Below are 21457 nucleotides of genomic sequence, written 5' to 3' on the forward strand. Positions count from 1 at the left end.
TTTCTGCTCAAAGCATCAAGGCTGGTCCTACCCTGTTCTCCCTCTTTCTTAAAATCCCCGCCAAGTTCGGCTTCGAAAAACCGACATCGGCTCGGATTTTAACGTTAGCGCCTTCCAGCTTCGGCATAAAGCCGATCGCCTTCCTGAAGATCGAGTCATCATTCAACCCAAGAAGCCGAACTGCTTTCCCTGCAGTGCCAACGCTAGACTCGCTATACGCACCAGGGTTCTCCTTTATGTTCTCGCCGATTTTATGCAGGATGAACCAGGACCAAGCGGCCTTGAAGTCTTGCGCAACTTCCATGCTCTTTGGATCGAGGTCAGTCCAAGAAATTCCAACCTCATTCGAGATATGCAGCCTTTGCGACTCCGTTAGATCAGTCTTAAATAGAACGAAATCTGTGATAGCACCAGATTTGCGGCGCTGCTCTGCGTGCCATCGAAGCAGGGATGTTTTCCCTGTACCTCGAAATCCCTCGATAAAGAAGATGTCGCCGTTGTGCATTCGATTTGGCTCAACGGTAGCGGGAATGAGAAATGCATCAAATATCTCTTGGTCGCGCTCATTCGAGGGGGTGAGGTACTCGTGTTTCCCGTCAACTTTACCGACCCGCAGTTGTCGCAAAGCCAAAGACATGAACGCCCCCTCTAAATCGTTAAGCTGGTGCCGCTACCAGCTTCATCGTCGTTGGTCATCTAAACGAGTACGAGATAGACCCGCAATAGGTTCAACAGAGTTGCTGGAACTCAGCGCCTCAGGCCCACGAGAAAGGTTGTTGGTACTGCATAGCTCACAAAAGGCGTGCACGATCGTGAACACCTGCACTAGCTCATTTGAGGTCAGTTTCAGACTCGTTTCAATTGTGGTCGGAGGCACCCTCACCTCAGCAGGCTCTAGGGCGCAACGACTCTCCTGCTTTCCCTCACCGCTTGGCTTGGGCCTTCTCCCTGACGGCTCTGCTTGGCTTCTAGTAGGAAGCATCCTCGCTTGTAGAGGTTGATACATCCCGCGCCATAGGGCTTGCGGAAGATAACCCCACCCCACGCTCAAACACATAAGCATTGTTCTTGGTGGCCGTCCCGGCAGGATCGGGGTTAGATACACCAACTACGCCGCAAAGCTCAGTCAGAAACAGGGCATAGTTGGCACGTTCTTGCCCGCCCAGACCCGCTGTCCAGCGAGAAAAATCTTACAATGTTCATAATCCAATGTCCCCGGCTCGGACGGTAGAGAACGCAGCAGGGGCACGCAAGGTGGTGTGAATGGCAGGCTCACAGCCATCGAACGCTCCTCACCCGGAGAGATCCATAAACAGTTGTCAATGCCGGTCTCGGCCTGAAACGCAGGAGCCAAAACCTGCACGGATTGGACCAGAGCTCCGCCCGGCACCCCAACCCTGATGGTGCGCTCTTGCGCTCTGGCCGGGCCCAAGCAGAAAAGAGCGGTGACCACGATAGCCAAGACGGTCCGGTACAATGACATCAAACCTGCGCCGCGCTTGATAGCGATCATCAGGACAACTGGCTGGATCAGCACTGGTTCATCTGATTCGCTAAGGGCAATCCCCGTTCAGCCCGTCCCTTGCGAGGAGGCAGATGCAGGCACGATGTCGGCCTCACGCACCACGCGCTGGACCGGCCCAATCGCGGCCTTGATCCGGTAGAGTGGCTCATCGTCCGGTCCGGAGGGAAGAAGGCGCAGGATCTCGTAGATCCCGGTGTTGTCGAGAAGCCGTTCCCTTGGCCGCACAAACTGGCCAACTCCGAATCTGTGAGTCATGGCGTCTGTCCCTCGTCCTTGGGCGCAGCTCTTCTGAATGGCCGGCCCGATGCTGAACCAACCGCGTCGCTTGGCTTGGCGTTCCAGCGGAGGCTGTCCTGAGGTTTGGGCCATTCATCACCACACTCAAGCCTGGCTCTGTTCAACAATCCAGGAGCAACTCTGCTGCTCGCCGGGATTGCGCGTTAGGCTCATGAGGTCCATGGCATCACTTCGAGGGGCAGGTCAGGAGAAGGTTGATGCTTAACTGGCTTCTTGGCCCTGGGACCAGCAAGGCCGTACAATCCGCATGGGCCCCGGAGATGGTCAATCGCGTGAGCCGACACGTGGAGGATCAGGTGTTCGCCATCACTGGACGGCGCGGGGCGCTCCTCCCATCGCACAGCAGCATGACCGACCTGCTGATCGGAGCCTATATCGTGGGCGCCCTCGAGGGCTACGCCCGCACCATTCCTGAGATCCAGAATACGGCCGAACGGGGGAACACCCCTGAACTCCTCCAGGATGCAGCCACCGAGGTGTGCTCGCGAGTGTTCGGTCCGGAGTGGGTGCGATGGGTCCGCTATCAACTTCCACAATGGGATGGGCCGCCGGCATATCACCCCATCTTCCGGCGGGAGCTTTCCAGAATGTGCTGTCGTGGTGCCCGTGACGGCCGATGCCTGGCTTCCAATGATCCCCTCAGCTTTGCCAAGGCCGGAAGCCTGCTTGCCTTTCTGCTCGAGATGATGGAGCCACAAGTTCAATGATGCGCCGCCTGCTGGACGCCGAGTGGACCGCAGCGCAAGGGGCGGACGCGATCATCTACCACTCCAGGGCATAGGCTCACGGGCTCAGAGAGCGAGCCGATCAGGTCCTGTTATGTCGCACTCCTCAGAGCTTCGTGCCGGTGATCTGGAAGGGAGCGGAACGCACCTTCCACTCCGCCTCTTCGGCCGCGACGGTCAGCACAAAACGCTCCTGACCCGTGCTCCAGTCAGGAACTCTCACAGTGGCCTGAAGGGTCCCGTCCGCGCTGGTCCTGGCTTGCTGGAGAACCTCGTAGGCGGTCCGAGGTGCGCCACCGCCGATGACCACCGCAGTGTCGGCGGGGAGACCCTTGGCGGATACGGTCACCGTGGTGCCGACGGTGCCATTCCCGGGGGCGAGCGCGACCTCGGCCTTGCTCACGTCGACGTTCGTGGAGTTGATCCGGTCACCGATGCCGCCCAGTCGCTGACGCAGGTCCGGGTTCTTGTCGAGAAGGTTGTCCACGGACGAGGTGAGATCCTGCGCCATTCCGCTCAGCGCGCTGCCGGCCTCGCGGGCGAGCGATCCCAGTCGCTCAGTTGTCGGCTGGTCTGTCGAGGCGGTGAGCTTCAGCTCCCGGCCAACCCGAAGATCGTCGGATCCCTCAACTGCCGGGTTGGCCCGCAGGATGGCGGCTTCGGTCGTCTCGCAGCGAGCAGCAATGCTGCTGATCGTATCTGATCGGCCCACCTTGGTTGCATCGCCACAAGGGGAGGATGGTTGCGCCCAGACCGAGGTTGAGCCAAGAAGTGCCAGGGCAAAGGAGACAGGGAAGTAATGCCGAGGCTTCATGGGAATATCCTTTGTTCGGTTTTGCCGCTGCCTGAATGCTCTTGATCAAGGTCGCGCGCCAAAGGCCCGAGAGGTCAGAACACCCGAAGGAATAACCGCCTCCGGTTCTATTCGTTGCCGAGCCATCCTGATGTCGAGTTCTCCCAGAGAGCGCTCGCTGCAACATTTGATTGGACCCGCTCTCAGTCAGTGGCGTCCACGGCCAAGCCGCGTAGCCTCTTCTGTACGCTCGGGCTCTCCCGCACCATCAACGGTGACCTCGTTCAGGTGACGTGGGGCAGGCGGGTTGTCGCCCGCGGGCCACCCCTCGCGCTGACGCGTGCGATCCCCATCCGCCTCCTCGGTCTGATCGTGCAGGAGCACCACGTTGGTCGGGAACGGCAGGTCGATGCCGGCATGACCCAACGCCTGCTGAACGGCCTGGATCACGCGTCCGCGCACATGCACCACCTCGGCGCGTTGCGGCCGGGTCCACCAGCGCACCTTGATGTTGACGCTGGACCCGGCAAGCTCCCACGGGATAGCTTCAGGCGCGGGTTCGTCGGAGACACCCGGCACTCCCTTCAGTGCGCTGCGGATCACCTCGCAGGCTTGCCCCACATCGTCACCGTACCCGATCCCGACATCGTACTCGCTGCGGCTCTGCTCGAAGGCCGTGTTGACAGTGACGGACTCGGTATAGACGCTGCTGTTGGGGATGATCACCCGCTTGCCATCATAGGTCCTGATCAGGGTCGCCCGCGCCTCGATGCGCTCGACTGTTCCCTCGTGCTTGCCGACCACGATCTGATCACCCTGGCGGAAGGGCTGCCGCAGGAGCAGCAGAAGGCCAGCAAGCCAGTTTTGCAGGATGTCCTTGAACGCGAAACCAATGGCGATGGAGCCGACACCCAGGGTGGCCAGGACGTCGGCGGGCTTGACCGACGGGAATACGATGGTCGCAACGACCAGAAGGCCGAGCACGATGATCGACCAGCGCGCGGAGCCGGCGAGCAGGGTGGCAAGGTCCGGGCGGCCACGGTAGTTGAAAAATCGTGATACGGCCGAGCGGGCGCCCCAGGCAATCGCCAGAAAGAGCAGGAAGACGACCATGGCAATGCCGAGGTTGGGCAGGATCCACCAGAAGCCCGTGATGAACCCCTCGATCCGCTCCAGCGTGATGCTTGCATCAGTCACCATCGTGTCGACTCCTGGCTCGCGGCGTCCGGTGACTGGCGGAACGTGTGCAAGGCGACCGGTGTTCCGGCGAAAATCTCCGCCGGAAGCTGCATCGGAGGGGAAGGGACGAAGGAGTTTGGCTGTCGCGGGCCGTTCCGGTGTCGCTGATCCGCAGCCGCCGATCCGATTGAGCAGGTTACGGTTGCCGCACGCTCGCCAAGGTAGGCTTGGCCGCTTCATGGTCCGCGCCCTTGATGACCGCGATGGTGCCGTCCGTCTCCAGCACAACGGCCGCTGCCTGGCTCGCGTCGATCACGCCATTGGAGCGTAACGCCGCCATCACCTCGTCTCGTGTGATCCGCTGTGCCCGCATGGCCCCATCGAGAAACTCGCCCTGGTGCATGATCAGGCTGGGCTCGCTCTTCACCAGATCCCGGAACCCGGGTGATCGGACTGAAAGCCAGGTGATCATGAACTGGAGAAACACCAGCAGCACCATCGCCAGAACGCCCTCGGCCAGCGCCACGCTCTTGCTGAGCAGAACCGTGGCAAGGGTGGAGCCGAGCGCAACCGTGACCACCAGATCAAATGCATTGAGCTTCGTGAGCGTGCGCTTTCCCGAAATACGCAGGATGGCCACTAGGGCGACATAGGCAAACGTTCCAACCAGGAGCACACGCCCCAGTCCGGTCCAGGAGTCAAACAACATGGATGCTTCCTTCCTTGGGGCGGGTGGCGGTGGCAACCCTGGCCTGCTCGATCCGGCGTAAAACGGCTGTGCGGTCACTGGGCGCAAGGCGCGCCTCCGTGGCTGTTTCGGCCAGCTTGCCGAGATGCTGAGCCACTGCTGTTTGAGCCTGTCCGGACCGGAGAACGGGCGCGAGTTGGCCCAGGACGTCCGCCATCCGGATCAGGACGGCAGGGATCTCCTGTCCGGCCTGCCGGATCCCGTCAAAGGCGGCATCGGCAAGACCCTGCACGTCCGCTCGCTGGGCGATCACCCGAACCTTGCCCTCCTTGTCGCGCCAGACAGCCTGCTGGAGCGAGCGCATGAAGATCTCCTCCAGCGCGGCGGCGAGCCGGTCAATCACGGCAATGGCGGTGTAGGGGTCGTTGATGCCGGGGGACAGGGCCCTCAGGGCAATCTCCACGAGCTGGCGCAGGCCGAACTCGAGATCCTGCGCCGAGCTGCGCTCCCCACCGACCACGAAGGCGGCCCTGATGCCCTGCACGGCTTCTTCACCAAGAGGACGCCCTGCATGGACGACCACATGCTCGCCGTTCTTCAGCACGAAGTGGCCGGCTCGCACCTTCACGGCAAAAACCGCGTCCGCGCGGCAGGCCAGCGTGACAAGCCTGTCGTAGTCGATCACCTGGATATAGCCGCTTCGGTCCAACGAGACGGCTGCGGCCCTAGGCCTTGTCAGGTCCGGGATCGCAGGCTCCGTCTCCTTGGCTTCTGCCGGCAGCATGCTGCGGATGTCGTTGTGCAGGTCGCCCGCCACCCGCGCGACGATGCTGTCGGCGATGATCGCGCGGGCGATCTTGTGCACGTAGAACAGCAAGGCAAACAGGCAGACGACCGTCAGGGCGCTGCCGATCGTCACCGCAACATGAGGCACTCCTTCGACCCCGAGGGTCTCATCAAGGCTGCGCAGGACCACAAGGACGTAGAGAATGGTGCCCAGGAAGAGCCCCAGCACGGTCTGGATCTGCCGGTCGCCCATGAAGGTCGAGATCAGGCGCGGTCCAAGCTGGTTGGCCGCCAGGGTCAGGATGACGAAGGTGACAGACACCACAAGCGAGGTCATCGTCATCAGCCCCGAGAGCAGGCTGGACATGAGATCGCGCGCGCTGCTGGCATCACCCCCGTAGAGCCACCAGAAGCCGCCGACATCCCGGACTTCGAGAAAGGAGGCTCCGGACGTGAGAACCCAATAGGCCAGGCTCAGCGCCAGCGCACTGAGGACCAGGGGAATGATCCAGAGCTGACCGCGCAGAAGGACGATGACATTCCGGAGACGATCCATGAACCGTCAACCTCGAACGCCTGTTCAGGGATCCATCGGGGCAGCGTCAGCGTAACATTCCTGAAACACAGGGGGCGTTGTCGGGTAGCTCGGTCTTATTCCACAACGGAAGAGCTCCGGTCCCGGAACCGATCCAACCGTCACAGCATAGTGTCAGGAACGAAGCAGAGCTATACCGAGGGCAGATGTCGAAGCGGCTCCTTGCCACCTGGGATGTGGTGCGCACCAGCCTGTGGCTGGTTCCTTCCATCATGATCGTCCTGGGGATCGGCCTTGCCGTCGCCATGCTCCGGATCGATGCCGGGCACGGCTCCGAGGACGATGTCCGAGCGTGGTGGATCAACAGCGGCGATGGCGAAGACGCCCGCAGCCTCCTCTCCACGCTGCTCTCCGCGATCATCACGATGGCCAGCATGGCCTTTTCGGTCACCGTTGTTGCGCTCACCTTGGCTGCCAACTCCTATGGCTCGCGTCTGATCCGCATCTTCCGGTCAGATCTGCGCACGCAGGTTGTGCTCGGCACCTTCGCCATGACCATCTTTTACTGCCTGATCGTGCTGCGCTCGATCCATGGCAAAGCTCCGATACCGGAGGTGCCGCACGTATCCGTGACTGTGGGCACCGCCTTGGCACTGATCTGCGTGTTGGCCCTGCTTGCCTTTATCCAGGGCGTGGCCCGCTCCATTGTCGCTGATGAGGTCGTGCGGAGGGTTCGTCGCGAGGTCGATACGGCTATCGTCAAGCTTCCCAACCTCGCCGACACCACAGTTCCGGAGCATGGTCCAAGTGACCTCCCGGACCGCTTTGATGAGCAGGCGGAGCGGATCGCATTGCCATATGAGGGGTACGTGCAGGCCGTTGACTACGACGAACTGACCGCCTGGGCGAAACAGCGCGACGTGGTGGTGCGCCTGGAATTTCGGGCCGGGGATTTCATCGTGAATGGTGATCGACGGGTCCTGATCCACCCGCCCACCGGCAACCCGGAGAAAGCCAGGAAGGAGATCGGGAACTTAATCGTCAGCGGCAACGAGCGCACGCCCACGCAGGACCTGGAGTTCGCCATCCGCCATCTGGTGGAGGTGGCAGTGCGAGCCCTGTCGCCCGGGATCAACGATCCGTTCACTGCTACGGTCGTCATTGATCGACTGCGCGGCGTCCTGTCGCGAGTGATGGAGCGCGCCCTTCCTTCCGAGACGATCCGGGACCGTTCAGGGCGGGTGCGCGTGTATCGTCAGGTCACCACCTATGACGGCATTCTCGACGCGGCGATCCACCAGATCCGGCAGGCGGGATCGGCCAAGCCCGAGATCCTGATTCATCTGCTGGAGGCCATCGGCCGGATAGCCGAGCACGCGAGCCTGGATGAGCAGCGGAGTGCATTGGCCCGCCATGCGCACCTGGTCCGGGCGGCTGGGCAGCGCGACGTACCTGAGCCTGCCGACCGGGAAGACATCGAGCAAAGCTTTCACAGGGCAATCAGGGCCTGTGAGCGGGCCTCCGAAAGATAGCCGGACCTGCTGTTGAGCCTGGCTGGGCCGAACGGCACGGATCCCTGCTTCGACCGGCGCTCTTGCATATACTATTGTTGTTCTGCCGAAATCCTAGGGCAGGAGGGGCACAGGGTTCCAGATCCCTCACGGGACCGCGTAAGCCCCTCCACGGGAGGACAGGGGCACGGCACTGACTCTCGTCCTCTCCGACTGCGGTCACATCCCACGTCGAGGGCGATATCGGAATGCACTGATGGCGTGATGTTCAACTGCGTAGGTGTATCGCGTTGCCGGACCTGTTCGCCAACAATGATGGTTGTCCCCTGCAACCTTCAGGAGACCCGTGATGGCAGATGATCCTCAACATCACGCATCAGCAGCAAGCGAGAACGAGCGCTGGAGTGCTTTGGCAGAGCTTGATGAATGGCTGCGCACCCCCATGCTGGTGCTCAGCTTTCTGTGGCTCCTGCTTGTTGTGGTGGAACTGGTCTGGGGGACCTTCGACGCCCTGGACACATTCGGCACGGCGATTTGGATTGCTTTTCTGCTCGAGTTCGCCGTTCGCTTTACGCTCGCGCCCGAGAAGCTAGCGTTTCTCCGCCAGAACTGGCTGACGGTCTTAGCCCTGGTTGTGCCCGCTTTCCGGCTCTTTCGGGCGTTCCGCATTCTGCGGGTCGCCCGTGCCGCTCGTGGCTTCCGGCTGGTCCGCATCGTCGGAACGGCAAACCGGGGCATGAATGCCCTTCGTGCCAGCTTGAGCCGCCGTGGGCTCGGCTATGTCACAGGCTTGACCGTGCTGGTTGCCCTCTTGGGAGCCGGTGGCATGCTCGCGTTCGAGCCAGCATCCCAGGTGGATGGCGGGTTCGACAGCTATGCCGATGCCCTTTGGTGGACCGGGATGCTGCTCGCCACCATGGGGTCCGAGTTCTGGCCGAAGACCCCGGAGGGGCGCATCCTGTGCTTCCTGCTCGCGCTCTACGGCTTTGCCGTGTTCGGCTACATCACCGCGAGCTTCGCGTCCTTCTTTGTCGGCCGTGACGCGGCCTCCGAGGAGGGCGAGGTGGCAGGGACAAGGGAGATTGCCGCTCTGCGGGCTGAAATTGCTGCTCTGCGCCGGGACCTCCAGAAGGGAGCGCAGGCTCCCAACCTCTCCTCGAACTAGGAGCTGCGGCAAGTGCTTTCCGTCTTTGACCTCATTGCCGTCTTGCTCGTGCTGACGGCCACCTTCGGCTGGTTCAACCATGTCGTCATACGGCTGCCTCATACCATTGGCCTGCTGATCATGGGACTTGCCGCCTCCCTGTTGCTGATTGGCATTGAGATCGCCCTGCCGGAGGTGCACCTCTACGAGGACTTGGCGGTCCTTTTGCGCCAGGTCGACTTCAGGGCGACCGTACTCAACGGGCTCTTGGCCTTTCTGTTGTTTGCAGGCGCTCTTCATGTCGATCTCTCGCTGCTGAGGCGGCGTGCCTGGCCCATCGGGGTCATGGCAACAGCCGGCGTGGCGATCTCAATCGCGGTTATCGGTGTCGGCTTGTGGTGGATCTCCGATGTCCTCGGGGTTCCGCTGCCCCTTCCCTGGGCACTCGTATTCGGCGCCCTGATCAGTCCCACCGACCCCGTCGCTGTCCTCAGCACGCTCAAGTCCGTGAAGGTGCCGGAAACGCTTGAAGCCGATATGTCAGGCGAATCCCTGTTCAACGACGGGGTCGGCGTGGTGGTCTTCACAGTCCTGCTCGCCATTGCGTCTGGAGCTGGTGAGGGCGGTGCCAGCCCCGGGCATATTGCCGAGCTCTTCTTCATTGAAGCTCTTGGTGGCGCGGTCCTCGGATTTGCAACGGGATACGTCGCCTACCGGTCGATGCGCGTGATCGACAACTACCCTCTGGAAACCCTGATCTCCCTGGCTGTTGCAGCCGGCACCTATGCGGCAGCGGCCAAGTTCCACATGAGCGGTCCCATCGCGGTCGTTGTGGCCGGCATCCTGATTGGCAACCGCGGCCCGCAGGATGCCATGAGCGATCTGACCCAGCGCTATGTCTTCGGCTTCTGGCAGCTTGTGGACGAGATCCTGAACTCCGTGCTGTTTCTGCTGATCGGGCTTGAGGTCCTGGTCCTTGGCTTCGATCCTGCATTTGCCTGGCTCAGCCTCGCCTGCATTCCCCTTGCGCTTCTCGCCCGCTTCCTGGCCGTGGTGCTTCCGGTCATGGTGCTGCGAACACGGCAGAAGTTTGCGCCTGGAACGATCCCGGTTTTGACCTGGGGCGGCTTGCGCGGCGGGATCTCCATCGCGCTAGCGCTGTCCCTGCCCGACGTTGCCGAAAAGCCTGCTGTGCTGGCCGCAACCTATGCTGTCGTCGTATTCACAATCGTTGTCCAGGGTCTTAGCCTGCGCACCGTGGTAGAACGGGTGACTTGAAGCCCGCCCTGGAGAAATGCATGACAAGTCTGGTCCTTGAGCCTCTCAGCACGTACCGCTCCTATCCACCGGATGAGATGGTCGCGCGGGCTCGTGCCTTCTATGAGGACATCAAGCGCAGGAGGACGGTGCGGGACTTCTCCGACAGGCCGGTGCCCCGGGAGGTGATCGAGTATGCTCTCCTGGCTGCCGGCACGGCTCCGTCCGGCGCCAACCTCCAACCCTGGCACTTCACCGTCATCACCGACCAGAACATAAAACGGCGGATCCGGGAGGAGGCGGAAGTCGAGGAGCGCGAGTTCTACAACGGCCGTGCACCCCAGGAGTGGCTTGATGCCCTGGCGCCTCTGGGCACCGATGAGCGCAAGCCCTTTGTCGAGACCGCCCCGGTGCTGATTGCCATCTTCGGACAGCGATCAAGCGAGGGGCCTGACGGGCGCCGGGTCAAGAACTACTACGTACCGGAGTCGGTGGGGATCGCCACAGGCTTCCTGATCGCCTCCCTGCATGCGGCAGGTTTGGTCACACTCACTCACACCCCTAATCCAATGGGCTTTCTCAATCAGATCTGCCACCGTCCGGAGAGCGAGAAGCCCTACATCCTTCTGGTTGTCGGCTATCCGGCGGAGGACTGCACAGTGCCTGTTCACGGGGGGATCAAGAGGCCGCTCGAGAAGATCGCCTCTTGGCTCTAAGGCGGCCCCAGGAGCGGTGTCCGCAACGTGGGTAAAGGTCAGCCATACGCCTTGTGGCGCAAGACCCCGTTGCTGGGCTTGTCATGAAGTTGCCCTCGCCACGGTGCCTCTGGTGTGTTGGGTTCCAGCAGAAACACTCAGACTGTGCTGCCCACACCTTCGCTCTGGCTGATTCTATAAAGGTCCGGATCTGGCACGTTCCGGACCTCAAGCGAACGTCCGGGAAGCCTTATCCCGCCGGCTGCGCTCCTCATCGGCTCCGAACGCCTTGATGAGTTCATCCGTCGCGTGGTCCATACTAATCGCGCCAAGGATCACCTGGTAGAAGAGCTTTTTATTAGGCTTTGAAGCCTTTCCTCTGCTCCATGGCAAATCCTCGCTCGCAATATCTGCAACACATCGGCACCCCCTACAGCCAGATACTCGGGTCTTTGGAATGTCTGGGGTGAAACGGCCTCCAAGGTGGTCCAGGCGGCCAGGTTTGCACGAGGCTCATTAGGAGCTTTGGGTAATGTGCAAGTAGGCAGCGGGCCTAGATCTTCTACTGAGGGAAGGGGTTGTTGAGCCAGCAACACTTAGATCGGCCTGTCGGAAACTTTGCCTCTCCTCTCCGCCTGGAAACAACCCAGTCCGGTTGTGGCTTGACAGGTAAGTGCGTGTGCGTTCCTTTGAAGCAACGACCTCATTCGGATCGATAGCGGAACTTCGACTAAGGTCCGCCTTGTACGAGAAACTGGCATTCACATTTACGGTTGCCATTGATTAATGGCCATCGCAGAACTTGGTTCTACCTATTTGATAGTACTACTCTCAATCTGCTGTTGGCATTGATCATGTTTCCGGGCGCAACGCGTTCCTAGAGCATCGAACAAGAAACAAACTCCTATGAGTTATATATATATCAGCATTCCTGGACCGATTACGAAGTCGCTGGTGGTGCGTTTACTTAAAAGCCGGATGCTCCAGCCGAGGCGGCCGTTGCCGGTTGGGAGAGGAGGCGCTATCAGGCCAATAGCGTCGCGGCGGTTGCGACCACTTTCATTGAGAGCCATGCCAAGCTCTACCTGAAGAAAGATGGCAACCGGCTCATAATCGGCCTGCCTTTGCAGCTTATGTCAGGGTTTTGGGAGCGCTACTGAGTACACCAGCCGCGATCATTTGCGGCCTGCGGGAAACCTCCTGTCCCACTTGAGAATTATGCGCAGGATCGTGCTTTGTTAAAGTTGCGCAGTCGGGCGAATAGGTCCAATCCCAGCTGCCTATAGACGTCGAGCAGATCGATGAGGACTCAGCTCTCGCGGATCAAGCTTCCTTCAACGCGCCAGAAATCAAGGCTGCGCAACATGATCGTTTCGCCGGTCGGCGGAAGCCCTAACCAACCGCCGTGTGACAACGTCTGGCGCATGTTAGGCCCCTGTCTCGGCTCTCCTGCACGCCGGCATCATCAACGCAGGCGGCTTCCTCATCCTGCGGCTGTCCGATGTGGTGTCGCTCTCGAACGGTGCGCTCGAGGTTCTCGCGGCCGTTGGCGGTGCAACCGCACTCTTCGGCTCGGTGGTGATGCTCACGCAAACATCCGTGAAGGCGGGGCTCGCCTATTCCACGGTTGCGCAGATGGGCTTCATGATGCTTCAATGCGGGCTTGGCGCCTTTCCGGCCGCGCTGCTGCACATCGTGGCGCACTCCCTCTACAAGGCGCATGCCTTCCTGTCCTCGGGCAGCGTCATCGACCTTGCCCGCGCCTCGTCGACGCCGAGCCCTGGCGGGCAGCCGCATCCCGCCCGCCTGGCGGTTGCGATGGTGGCAGTGTTCACGGTGGCGTTGGGTGTCGCGGCCCTGTTCGGCGCGACGCTGCAGCAGAAGCCCGGGGCCTTCGCTCTGGGCGCCATCCTTCTCCTCGGTTTGGTCCATCTTCTGGCTAACGCCATCGACGAGCGGCCGAACCTTTATGTGATCGCCAAGAGCGCCATTCTCGCCTCGGCGGTTGCCGTGGCCTACTTCGCCCTTCAGGCCGGAGCGGAATGGCTGACCGCCGCAAGCCTGCCTGCAACCCAGTCCCTGAAGGGTCCGCTGGATCTCGCTATCGTCATGGTCGTGATCCTGTCCTTCGGCACCGTCACGCTGTTCCAGAGCGTGATGGCGCATCACGCGCAGGCTCCCTTCTGGCAGGCGCTCTACGTGCATCTCTCGCACGGCCTGTACCTCAACACGATTGCGAACCGCCTCGTGCTGCGCCACTGGCCGCGCGCGGCAGCCCTCCGGCCTCTTTCCACGAAAGCGTGAAAGCCATGACCGCAGCCCTGCAGCTCACATCCACCCCTCCGGCCGTCACGGATCGGGAGGCCCTTGAAACCGCCATCCGGAGCGCCTGCCGCAAGATTGCACCGCTATGGCCCCTCAAGCACTTCGTTGCCGTCAATCCGTTTCTCGGCTTCACGGGGCAATCTTTCGCGGCAACCTGCGCCACGTTCCGGCGGGTGGCAGGCGTCGACATGCTGATGCCCCGCGCCTTCTACCGAGAGGCCATGGCAGCCGGCATCATCGACGACGAGGCCCTGGAGGCAGCACTCGCGGCAGCTCCGGCCCTACCGGGAAGCGCCATGGATCTTGCCTCCCTCAAGGCTGCCAGCGCTGTCGACCCTCAATGGCGCACCAAACCTTCGGCCGTGGTGTCCACCGTGGCGGAAGTTCTCGACACGCTCGCCCAAGGCGATCGGCAAACCTCGCTGGTCGGCTTCATGATCGACGAGATTTCCAAGTGGTGCGCGGGCTACTTCGACGAAGGGCAGGCCATTTGGCCCATGCCGGTGCGCGCGCAAGGACGTTATGCGGCCTGGCGGGCCACGGCCCAGTTCGATCGAAACCCGGAGATGATGGGCATTCGCGGCTTCCGCCGCCTGATCGTGGGCCTGCCGGCAGATCCCGTTGAAGCCATAGGCCATGTGGTTGCCCAACTGGGCATTCCGCAACGGGCCGTGGAAGACTACCTTCACCGCGCCCTGTTCGACATCGGCGGCTGGGCGGCCTATGCGCGCTATCTGGGCTGGAACGCCGAGCTCGGCGGCGGTACCGACGACACCCTCGTGGAGCTTCTCGCGATCCGCATCGCCTGGGGCTACACGCTCTTCGAAGCCCGGCAGGACGCAGCCTTCCGGCAGGCCTGGACGCAGGCGATGGTTCACGCGGCCGCCCTGCCGCAGGACGAACGGCTCGGCGACGACCCGGAGCTTGCCGTCGATCTCGTATTGCAGCAGGCGTACGAGATCGCTTTCCAACGGCGCATGATCACGCGGTTGAAGGAGCACGCGGGCAGGCCTCAGGCCGAGGCCCTGCCCGTGCGCAGGCCCGTCCAGGCGGCCTTCTGCATCGACGTGCGCTCTGAGGTCTTTCGCCGCGCGCTCGAGACGGCCTGCCCGCAGGCGGAAACAGTTGGCTTTGCAGGCTTCTTCGGCTTTCCCATCGAATATGTGCCCATCGGCCATCAGCGGGGCGGCGCGCAATGCCCTGTTCTGCTGAAGCCTTCCTTCATCGTCTGCGAGCAGGTGGGCGAAGCCTCGGAGGAAGAGGAAACCGAAGTGCTGGGCCTGCGCCTCATGCGGCGGCGCGCCGCCAAGGCGTGGAAGTCTTTCAAGCTCTCGGCCGTCTCCTCCTTCTCCTATGTCGAAACCGCCGGGCTGCTCTTTGCCCCCAAGATCCTGTCCGACAGCCTGGGGCTCACCCGCACGGTTGCCCACCCGAGCGCGGACGGCCTCAATGCAAAGGTCGTGCGGCACGTGAAGCCGCGGCTCGAGCCCCGCATGGTGGGAAGCCGGGCCACGGGCTTCGAGCCGTGGCAGCGCGTGGCTATGGCCGAGGCCGTGCTGAAGGCAATGTCGATGACGGAGAACTTCGCGCGGCTCGTGATGCTCACCGGCCACGGCAGCACCACCGTCAACAACCCGCACGCCTCGGGCCTCGATTGCGGCGCTTGCGGCGGGCATACGGGCGAGGCGAATGCCCGCGTGGCGGCGGCAATTCTCAACGATCCCTACGTGCGCGAAGGCTTGCAGGCAAAGGGGATCCTTGTGCCGGAGGATACCTGGTTCCTGGGCGCGCTCCACGACACCACTACCGACAAGGTCACGATCTACGATGAGGCGAGCATACCTACAACTCACGCCAGGGATCTGACGCGCCTGAAGACGTGGCTCGACACGGCGGCTTCCCTAGCCCGAATGGAACGCGCAGCGCTGCTCGGCCTCTCCGAACAGGACGGGATCGACGACAAGGTGATCGCGCGCAGCCGCGACTGGTCGCAGGTTCGGCCCGAATGGGGCCTTGCAGGCAACGCAGCCTTCATTGCGGCCCCGCGCGAGCGGACGCGGGAACTGGACCTGTCCGGTCGCGCCTTCCTGCACACGTATGACGAGTCCGAGGATGCAAGCCATGCGGTTCTCGAGCTGATCATGACGGCCCCCATGGTGGTGGCGAGCTGGATCAACCTGCAATACTACGGCTCCACCGTGAACAACCCGGCCTTCGGTTCTGGAAACAAGACGCTTCACAACGTCGTCGGGCAGCTTGGCGTACTGGAGGGCAATGCGGGCGACCTGAAGGTGGGTCTGCCCCTGCAATCGGTTCACGATGGCAGACGCTTCGTTCACGAGCCCTTGCGTCTCAACGTGTTCATCGAAGCCTCGGTCAGCGCGATGGACGCCGTTCTCGCAAAGCACGGTTCTGTGCGTGACCTTGTGGACCACGGGTGGGTGCACCTCCACGCCATCTCCGGAAAGGGACGGGATATCCTGCGCTGCCATGGCGTCGGCGATTGGCGGGCGTGCTAAATCAATGAGAAACAGCGTTGATCGGGTTGGCATTTTGACCTTGCACTCCAACAGCACCCTGGAGCTGGCGTGGGCGAATGCAACCCTTGGTTGTGGAGCCTGAAGCTGCAGATGCTGCCGACCCGAGAGGCGGCTTGCCCGGATGTGACGCTGGCGGGGCTGACGACGGGGGCGCAGATACGGATGATCCTGCACCTGTGCCGACCCTTACGGGCCGGGTTCAATCCACGGCAACACGGCCGTAGGCTGCTCCTCCATGCTGCGGATCGCCTGCCTGAACCGTGACTGTTAGCGGCCGAGCCGCTCGGATGAGCCATGCTCCGGCTTCTCCTACAATCAAGGCGGTCAGACCTCTGTTTTCTGTTCCTGTACCCGAGAGCGCGGCATCCTGCCCCTTGTTGACAACGGGCTCAATCCCGATATTTCAGAAAATACTGAAATAACAGGAACAGCCGTGAATTTACCCCCGCTCATCCAAACCTTCGTGCTGCACTTCGGCGAGATGGGCTCGCGGTGGGGCATCAACCGAACCGTCGGGCAGATCTACGCCCTGCTTTTCCTGTCCGGCGAGCCTCTGAACGCCGAGGACATCGTCGAGAGGCTTGGGGTCTCGCGCTCCAACGTCAGCATGGGCTTGAAGGAGCTCCAATCCTGGAACCTGGTGCGTCTGCAGCACAAACCGGGGGACCGGCGGGACTATTTCTCCACGCCGGACGACATCTGGCAGATCGTCCGCACCCTGGTGGAGGAGCGCAAGAAGCGTGAGATCGACCCGACCCTGACCCTTCTTCGCGAGGTGCTCATGCAGGAGCCGGCGAGTGCGGAGGAGCGCCACGCGCAGGCCCGGATGCGGGAGATGCACGATCTCTTCGAGCTCCTCACCGACTGGTATGCCGACATGCAGCGCCTTGAGACCGAGCGCCTCGTGCAGCTCCTGAAACTAGGCACGAAGATCCAGAAGATCCTAGACGTCAAGGATCGCCTCTTTCCGGCCTCGGGCGCCAAGAACCGCCGCTCCAGCGACAAGGACAAGTAGTAGTCATGGACGACCCTCTCCTTCTCGCGCGCATCCAGTTTGCCGCGAACATCTCCTTCCACATCCTCTTTCCGACGATCACCATTGCGCTCGGCTGGGTGCTGCTGTTCTTCAAGCTCCGCTTCAACCGCACAGGCAATGCCGCCTGGATGGACGCCTACAAGTTCTGGGTGAAGATCTTCGCCCTCAGCTTTGCGCTCGGCGTGGTGTCCGGCATCACCATGTCGTTCCAGTTCGGCACCAACTGGCCCGGCTTCATGAACACCGTCGGCAACATCGCCGGCCCGCTGCTGGCCTACGAGATCCTGACCGCGTTCTTTCTGGAGGCAGGCTTCCTGGGCATCATGCTGTTCGGCTGGAACCGGGTCTCGAACCGGGTTCACACACTTGCGACGGTTCTGGTGGCCGTGGGCACCACCATCTCGGCGTTCTGGATCCTGGTCCTGAACTCGTGGATGCAGACACCGGCCGGCTTCGAGATGCGCGATGGGGTGGCTCACGCGACCGACTGGTGGGCCATCGTCTTCAACCCGTCCATGCCCTACCGCCTGACGCATATGCTGCTGGCCTCCGGCCTCACCGCAGCCTTCCTCGTGGCCGGCATTTCCGCCTTCCACTGGCTGCGCCGCGACCGCTCGCCGGGCGTCATGGCAGGCCTGCGCACAGGTGTTTTCCTGGCAGCGGCCCTGATTCCAGTTCAGATCTTCGTCGGCGACATGCACGGCCTCAACACCCTGGAACACCAGCCTGCCAAGATCGCCGCCATGGAGGGCATCTGGGAAACCCGCAAGGGCGCACCCATGGTGGTCTTCGGCCTGCCGGACGAGGCAACGAAGTCCAACCGGTTCGAGATCGCGATCCCGAACATCGCCTCGTTCTACCTGACGCATGACTGGCAGGGCGAGGTAAGGGGCCTCAACAGCTTCGAGCACCGTCCGCCGGTCGCGCCGGTGTTCTTCGCCTTCCGGATCATGGTCGGCATCGGCCTGCTCATGCTCGCCACGTCGTGGCTTGCCGCCTGGCAACTGCACCGCAGCGGCGAGGTTCACCGTCATGTGGCCCGTGTGCTGGTCGCGATGACCTTCGCCGGCTGGATCGCGACCCTATCCGGCTGGTATGTCACCGAGATCGGCCGGCAGCCCTGGCTCGTGACAGGCATCCTCACTGCCAAGCAGGCCGCTTCCGGCGTTGCAGCCCCCATGATCGCCTCGACGCTCATCGGCTACCTGCTCGTCTATGCGGGCCTCCTGGCCGCCTATGTCGCGACGATCTTCTACCTTGCGCGCAAGTCTGCCGCGCCGGCCGACCACAGCCCTGCCGAGCCCGTCCGCGCCGGAGGCGCAACGGCTGCGGGCAAGGCCGTGGCCGCCGCCCTGTAAAGGACCATGATGATGGATCTCACTCCTGCCACCTGGCTGCCCGTGGCCTTTGCGGGCCTCATGGGTCTGGCCGTCCTCCTCTACGTGGTGCTCGACGGCTACGACCTCGGCGTCGGCATCCTCAGCGGCGCCGCGCAAGGCGAGCACCGCGATCGGATGATCGCCTCGATCGGCCCCTTCTGGGACGCCAACGAAACCTGGCTCGTGCTCGCCGTCGGCCTGCTCCTTGTCGCCTTTCCGCAGGCTCACGGCGCAATCCTGGGAGAACTCTACCTCCCGGTCGCCGGCCTGCTGCTCGGGCTCATCCTGCGCGGGGTCGCCTTCGAGTTCAGGGCCAAGTCGGCTGTGGGTCACAAGGTCTGGTGGGACCGCGCTTTCGTGGCGGGCTCCACGTTGGCTGCCCTCATGCAGGGCTACATGCTCGGGCTCTATATCGTCGGGTTCGAGCGCACTGCCGCCAACGTGTCCTTCGCCCTGCTGACAGCCCTTTGCCTTGTGGCCGGCTACGCCTTCCTCGGAGCGACGTGGCTCATCATGAAGACCGAGGGCGAGCTGCAGCGGCGGGCCGTGGCTTGGGCGCGCGGCACCCTTGTTCTTTCAGGGATCGGCATGGCGGCGGTCTCCATTGTCACGCCCCTTGTATCAGAGCGCATCTGGGACAGCTGGTTCAGCCTGCCGAACTTCGTTCTGCTTGCTCCTGTTCCGCTTGTGACCGCAGCCCTTTTCGGGGCACTCGGCGTTGTGCTGCGGCACCTGCCGGCGCGTTCGGATCGCTTCTGCTGGCTGCCATTTGTCGGGGCCGTCGGCATCTTCATGTTAGGCTTCCATGGCCTTGCCTACAGCTTCTTCCCATATATCGTCCCAGACAAGCTGACCGTGTGGCAAGCGGCCGCCGCGCCGGAATCACTGATGATCATTTTCGTTGGTGCTCTGGTGGTGCTCCCGATCATTGTCGCCTACTCGGCCTTCGCCTATCGGATCTTCTGGGGCAAGGCGACGGATCTACGCTACTACTGAAGCCGCACCGGCCCAAATCAGAGGAATGGGTGCCGCTGCCTTTCGGGCGGCGGCACGCCTGAAATCTCATGCTGAATGACAGCCGTTTGCTTAGCGGTCAGCCTTATCCCCGCTGGTGGTCAGCTCCACATAGCGGCGGGTCACCGGCTCGATGATGCCGGCAACCTCCTGGGCGGCCTGCTCCTCCTCCTGCACCGACTGACGGAATGCCGAGATATGGGCCGTCTCGCCGGCAGCCTCTGCGATGGTGATGAGGGAGCGATAGGCGCCGATCTGCTCGTACTGGTAAGCATAGCCCGCATAAAGGTTCTTGAGCGTCTCGTCCTGGAACATCCCGTGCACTGTCGCACCAACCGTACCGGCAACGCTGGTGACGGTCTCCTTGATGCCGGAAATGCTCTCCCCTGCAGCCCCGAGCGCCTGTTCAAGGCGTTGCAGCTGCTGGCGTGTGGTCCCGATGTGCCGGTTCAACAGAGCCGCGTAGTCGGGGTATCTCTCCAGCCGGGAGACCTGGGTTTCCATCTGCTGCAGACCCTGCTGCTCCATCGCATGGGTGTTTCGCAATGCTGTGACGTAGATCGAGCGTGCATCCGTGGTCATGAGTGAGCTCCTCCAGGGGTGATTGCAACAACAACAGACTGTCTTCTGCTGGGTTCCTCCCGCCTCGGTCGACCACGGGTCAGGTGCGATAGAGGCTCCGGGCTGCAGGAAGATGCTTGCCGATAGCTCCATCAAGGAAGGCACGCATTTCCTTCATAAGATCGGGCGTGCGCACATACTTGATCGCATTGAACCTGATCGCCCTACGTGGCCGCTCGGCCTCGTCCATCTCCACGTCAGTGCCGGGATACCGCTTGTGCAGAGCCTTCTTCGAACCTGGCGAAAGGCGGTGCGTGCTCGGCTCCGCCGCCAAGTCCAGATCCGGAAGGGAACGGGATGGCATAGCTGGAGTGTCACATGCTGAACTGAAGTGTTCGCGGCGCGTTGGTGCTCATCTCACGTGTAATCCCGGCAGGCAGGCGATGAGCAATCCCGACTTGAGGCCCCTCCACCAGCAGGTGATCGTGATCACCGGCGCATCCAGCGGCATCGGCTTGGTCACGGCGCGAATGGCTGCGCGAGCGGGAGCCGGTGTGCTCCTTGTTGCCCGCAACGAGCACGCACTGCGTCGCATCACAGCGGAGTTGCAGGCCAACGGAGCCCAAGCTGCCTATGTTGTCGCCGATGTAAGCAGGCGCGAGGACCATGAGCGCATCGCCCGAACCGCCGTCGACCGCTTCGGCGGCTTCGACAGCTGGGTGAACAATGCCTCGGTGGGAACGGCGGGCGAGCTCGACAAAGTCACCATAGAGGACCATCGCCGGGTTTTCGACGTGAACTATTGGGGCGTGGTGTACGGCTCACTGGAGGCTGCCAGGCATCTCCGCCAGCGCGGTGGTGCCATCATCAACATCGGCAGCGTGCTGGGCGAGCGCACCGTTGTGCTCCAGGGCCCTTATTGCGCAGCCAAGCACGCGGTGCGGGCCTTTACGACCGGGCTCCGGATGGAGCTTGAGCGGGAGGATGTGCCTGTCTCCGTCACCCACATCAAGCCGAGTTCCATCGACACGCCTTTTCCCGAGCATGCGCGCAACTACCTCAGCTCAGGAGTCCAAGTTCCGCCGCCTGTCTACTCCCCCGCTCTTGTGGCGAAAGCAATCCTCTTTGCGTGTCACAATCCTCGGCGCGAGCTGACTGTCGGCTTTGGCGGCAAGATGGCGCCGCTGATGGGCAGACTGTTTCCGCGCCTGACCGACCGGCTGATGGAGGTCGTTGGCTATTGGGCCCAGGAGACCAGCAATTCGGGCCTCCCTGCCCGCCGGGATAATCTTTATGCCCCCCGCGAGGATGGAGCCGAGCGCAGCAGCCTTGGCTATCCGGTCGTTCTCAAGAACAGCCCCTACCTGCAAGCCCAGATGCATCCGGTCGCAACAGCGGCAATCCTCGGCGGCTTGGCGATCGGGCTTGCTGCAGCAGGCAGGGCACGCCGGTGACCCGGGCAACCGG

General features: G+C 62.4%; 19 protein-coding genes and 1 pseudogene. 11 read left to right on the top strand and 9 right to left on the bottom strand.

Annotated elements, in window-relative coordinates:
* Positions 1 to 7 precede the first annotated feature (7 nt).
* From JKG68_RS19795 to JKG68_RS19805, 3 genes are all read right to left on the bottom strand, one after another.
* Positions 8 to 637: a hypothetical protein gene (locus tag JKG68_RS19795; protein WP_202062969.1), complete on the bottom strand. Its 630-nt coding sequence runs from the start codon at positions 635 to 637 to the stop codon at positions 8 to 10.
* A gap of 489 nt (positions 638 to 1126) precedes the next feature.
* On the bottom strand, positions 1127 to 1537 hold the full coding sequence (locus JKG68_RS19800) for a hypothetical protein (protein ID WP_202062971.1): 411 nt from the start codon (positions 1535 to 1537) through the stop codon (positions 1127 to 1129).
* 33 nt (positions 1538 to 1570) lie between these two features.
* A complete protein-coding gene (locus JKG68_RS19805) occupies positions 1571 to 1780 on the bottom strand; it encodes a hypothetical protein (RefSeq protein WP_202062973.1) in 210 nt (69 codons plus the stop codon).
* Positions 1781 to 2019: 239 nt separating this feature from the next.
* Here JKG68_RS19805 and JKG68_RS19810 point away from each other — a divergent pair, with 239 nt between their 5' ends.
* On the top strand, positions 2020 to 2529 hold the full coding sequence (locus tag JKG68_RS19810) for a hypothetical protein (protein ID WP_202062975.1): 510 nt from the start codon (positions 2020 to 2022) through the stop codon (positions 2527 to 2529).
* A 124-nt stretch (positions 2530 to 2653) separates the two neighbouring features.
* On the opposite strand, the gene JKG68_RS19815 is transcribed toward JKG68_RS19810, so the two are convergent.
* From JKG68_RS19815 to JKG68_RS19830, 4 genes are all read right to left on the bottom strand, one after another.
* On the bottom strand, positions 2654 to 3361 hold the full coding sequence (locus JKG68_RS19815) for a LysM peptidoglycan-binding domain-containing protein (RefSeq protein WP_202062977.1): 708 nt from the start codon (positions 3359 to 3361) through the stop codon (positions 2654 to 2656).
* A gap of 186 nt (positions 3362 to 3547) precedes the next feature.
* On the bottom strand, positions 3548 to 4540 hold the full coding sequence (locus tag JKG68_RS19820; protein ID WP_202062979.1) for a mechanosensitive ion channel family protein: 993 nt from the start codon (positions 4538 to 4540) through the stop codon (positions 3548 to 3550).
* Between the two features lie 175 nt (positions 4541 to 4715).
* Entirely contained in the window at positions 4716 to 5228 is a 513-nt protein-coding gene (locus tag JKG68_RS19825; RefSeq protein ID WP_202062981.1) for a DUF421 domain-containing protein, read from the bottom strand.
* Positions 5218 to 6549, bottom strand: coding sequence for a DUF2254 domain-containing protein (locus JKG68_RS19830; protein ID WP_202062983.1), 1332 nt, complete (start codon positions 6547 to 6549; stop codon positions 5218 to 5220). The genes JKG68_RS19825 and JKG68_RS19830 overlap by 11 nt, the downstream gene beginning before the upstream one ends.
* A 185-nt stretch (positions 6550 to 6734) precedes the next feature.
* Here JKG68_RS19830 and JKG68_RS19835 point away from each other — a divergent pair, with 185 nt between their 5' ends.
* From JKG68_RS19835 to JKG68_RS19875, 9 genes and pseudogenes are all read left to right on the top strand, one after another.
* Entirely contained in the window at positions 6735 to 8060 is a 1326-nt protein-coding gene (locus JKG68_RS19835; protein WP_202062985.1) for a DUF2254 domain-containing protein, read from the top strand.
* Between the two features lie 328 nt (positions 8061 to 8388).
* On the top strand, positions 8389 to 9204 hold the full coding sequence (locus tag JKG68_RS19840; protein ID WP_202062987.1) for an ion transporter: 816 nt from the start codon (positions 8389 to 8391) through the stop codon (positions 9202 to 9204).
* Positions 9205 to 9216: 12 nt separating this feature from the next.
* Positions 9217 to 10461 carry a cation:proton antiporter gene (locus tag JKG68_RS19845; RefSeq protein ID WP_202062989.1) on the top strand — a complete coding sequence of 415 codons (1245 nt, stop codon included), beginning with the start codon at positions 9217 to 9219 and terminating at the stop codon, positions 10459 to 10461.
* 20 nt (positions 10462 to 10481) lie between these two features.
* Positions 10482 to 11156: a nitroreductase family protein gene (locus JKG68_RS19850; protein ID WP_202062991.1), complete on the top strand. Its 675-nt coding sequence runs from the start codon at positions 10482 to 10484 to the stop codon at positions 11154 to 11156.
* 1413 nt (positions 11157 to 12569) lie between these two features.
* Positions 12570 to 13439, top strand: a pseudogene (locus tag JKG68_RS19855) (proton-conducting transporter transmembrane domain-containing protein); the annotation flags it as partial.
* 5 nt (positions 13440 to 13444) lie between these two features.
* A complete protein-coding gene (locus tag JKG68_RS19860; RefSeq protein WP_202062993.1) occupies positions 13445 to 15979 on the top strand; it encodes a YbcC family protein in 2535 nt (844 codons plus the stop codon).
* A gap of 454 nt (positions 15980 to 16433) precedes the next feature.
* On the top strand, positions 16434 to 17015 hold the full coding sequence (locus tag JKG68_RS19865) for a GbsR/MarR family transcriptional regulator (RefSeq protein WP_202062995.1): 582 nt from the start codon (positions 16434 to 16436) through the stop codon (positions 17013 to 17015).
* 5 nt (positions 17016 to 17020) lie between these two features.
* The gene (locus JKG68_RS19870; RefSeq protein ID WP_202062997.1) at positions 17021 to 18394 is read left to right on the top strand and encodes a cytochrome ubiquinol oxidase subunit I; all 1374 of its coding nucleotides are present in this window, start codon (positions 17021 to 17023) and stop codon (positions 18392 to 18394) included.
* A 12-nt stretch (positions 18395 to 18406) separates the two neighbouring features.
* On the top strand, positions 18407 to 19411 hold the full coding sequence (locus tag JKG68_RS19875) for a cytochrome d ubiquinol oxidase subunit II (protein WP_246515618.1): 1005 nt from the start codon (positions 18407 to 18409) through the stop codon (positions 19409 to 19411).
* Between the two features lie 90 nt (positions 19412 to 19501).
* Here the strand turns inward: JKG68_RS19875 and JKG68_RS19880 are convergent, their stop codons facing one another.
* A complete protein-coding gene (locus JKG68_RS19880; protein WP_202062999.1) occupies positions 19502 to 20011 on the bottom strand; it encodes a ferritin-like domain-containing protein in 510 nt (169 codons plus the stop codon).
* Between the two features lie 79 nt (positions 20012 to 20090).
* Positions 20091 to 20354, bottom strand: a complete 264-nt coding sequence (locus tag JKG68_RS19885; protein ID WP_202063001.1) for a spore photoproduct lyase family protein — start codon at positions 20352 to 20354, stop codon at positions 20091 to 20093.
* A gap of 79 nt (positions 20355 to 20433) precedes the next feature.
* On the opposite strand from JKG68_RS19885, the gene JKG68_RS19890 reads away from it, so the two are divergent.
* The gene (locus tag JKG68_RS19890) at positions 20434 to 21444 is read left to right on the top strand and encodes an SDR family oxidoreductase (protein ID WP_202063003.1); all 1011 of its coding nucleotides are present in this window, start codon (positions 20434 to 20436) and stop codon (positions 21442 to 21444) included.
* Positions 21445 to 21457 lie beyond the last annotated feature (13 nt).

Origin of the sequence: Microvirga aerilata (genome assembly GCF_016743775.1) — a bacterium.
Lineage (GTDB): Bacteria > Pseudomonadota > Alphaproteobacteria > Rhizobiales > Beijerinckiaceae > Microvirga > Microvirga aerilata.

Bases quoted from the DNA above. Each gene is read 5' to 3' on its own strand.
- JKG68_RS19850 (WP_202062991.1), top strand. From the start codon at position 10,482: ATGACAAGTCTGGTCCTTGAGCCTCTCAGCACGTACCGCTCCTATCCA.
- JKG68_RS19840 (WP_202062987.1), top strand. From the start codon at position 8,389: ATGGCAGATGATCCTCAACATCACGCATCAGCAGCAAGCGAGAACGAG.
- JKG68_RS19805 (WP_202062973.1), bottom strand. From the start codon at position 1,780: ATGACTCACAGATTCGGAGTTGGCCAGTTTGTGCGGCCAAGGGAACGG.
- JKG68_RS19825 (WP_202062981.1), bottom strand. From the start codon at position 5,228: ATGTTGTTTGACTCCTGGACCGGACTGGGGCGTGTGCTCCTGGTTGGA.
- JKG68_RS19860 (WP_202062993.1), top strand. From the start codon at position 13,445: ATGACCGCAGCCCTGCAGCTCACATCCACCCCTCCGGCCGTCACGGAT.
- JKG68_RS19885 (WP_202063001.1), bottom strand. From the start codon at position 20,354: ATGCCATCCCGTTCCCTTCCGGATCTGGACTTGGCGGCGGAGCCGAGC.
- JKG68_RS19890 (WP_202063003.1), top strand. From the start codon at position 20,434: ATGAGCAATCCCGACTTGAGGCCCCTCCACCAGCAGGTGATCGTGATC.
- JKG68_RS19795 (WP_202062969.1), bottom strand. From the start codon at position 637: ATGTCTTTGGCTTTGCGACAACTGCGGGTCGGTAAAGTTGACGGGAAA.
- JKG68_RS19815 (WP_202062977.1), bottom strand. From the start codon at position 3,361: ATGAAGCCTCGGCATTACTTCCCTGTCTCCTTTGCCCTGGCACTTCTT.
- JKG68_RS19880 (WP_202062999.1), bottom strand. From the start codon at position 20,011: ATGACCACGGATGCACGCTCGATCTACGTCACAGCATTGCGAAACACC.
- JKG68_RS19820 (WP_202062979.1), bottom strand. From the start codon at position 4,540: ATGGTGACTGATGCAAGCATCACGCTGGAGCGGATCGAGGGGTTCATC.
- JKG68_RS19810 (WP_202062975.1), top strand. From the start codon at position 2,020: ATGCTTAACTGGCTTCTTGGCCCTGGGACCAGCAAGGCCGTACAATCC.
- JKG68_RS19830 (WP_202062983.1), bottom strand. From the start codon at position 6,549: ATGGATCGTCTCCGGAATGTCATCGTCCTTCTGCGCGGTCAGCTCTGG.
- JKG68_RS19870 (WP_202062997.1), top strand. From the start codon at position 17,021: ATGGACGACCCTCTCCTTCTCGCGCGCATCCAGTTTGCCGCGAACATC.
- JKG68_RS19835 (WP_202062985.1), top strand. From the start codon at position 6,735: ATGTCGAAGCGGCTCCTTGCCACCTGGGATGTGGTGCGCACCAGCCTG.
- JKG68_RS19875 (WP_246515618.1), top strand. From the start codon at position 18,407: ATGGATCTCACTCCTGCCACCTGGCTGCCCGTGGCCTTTGCGGGCCTC.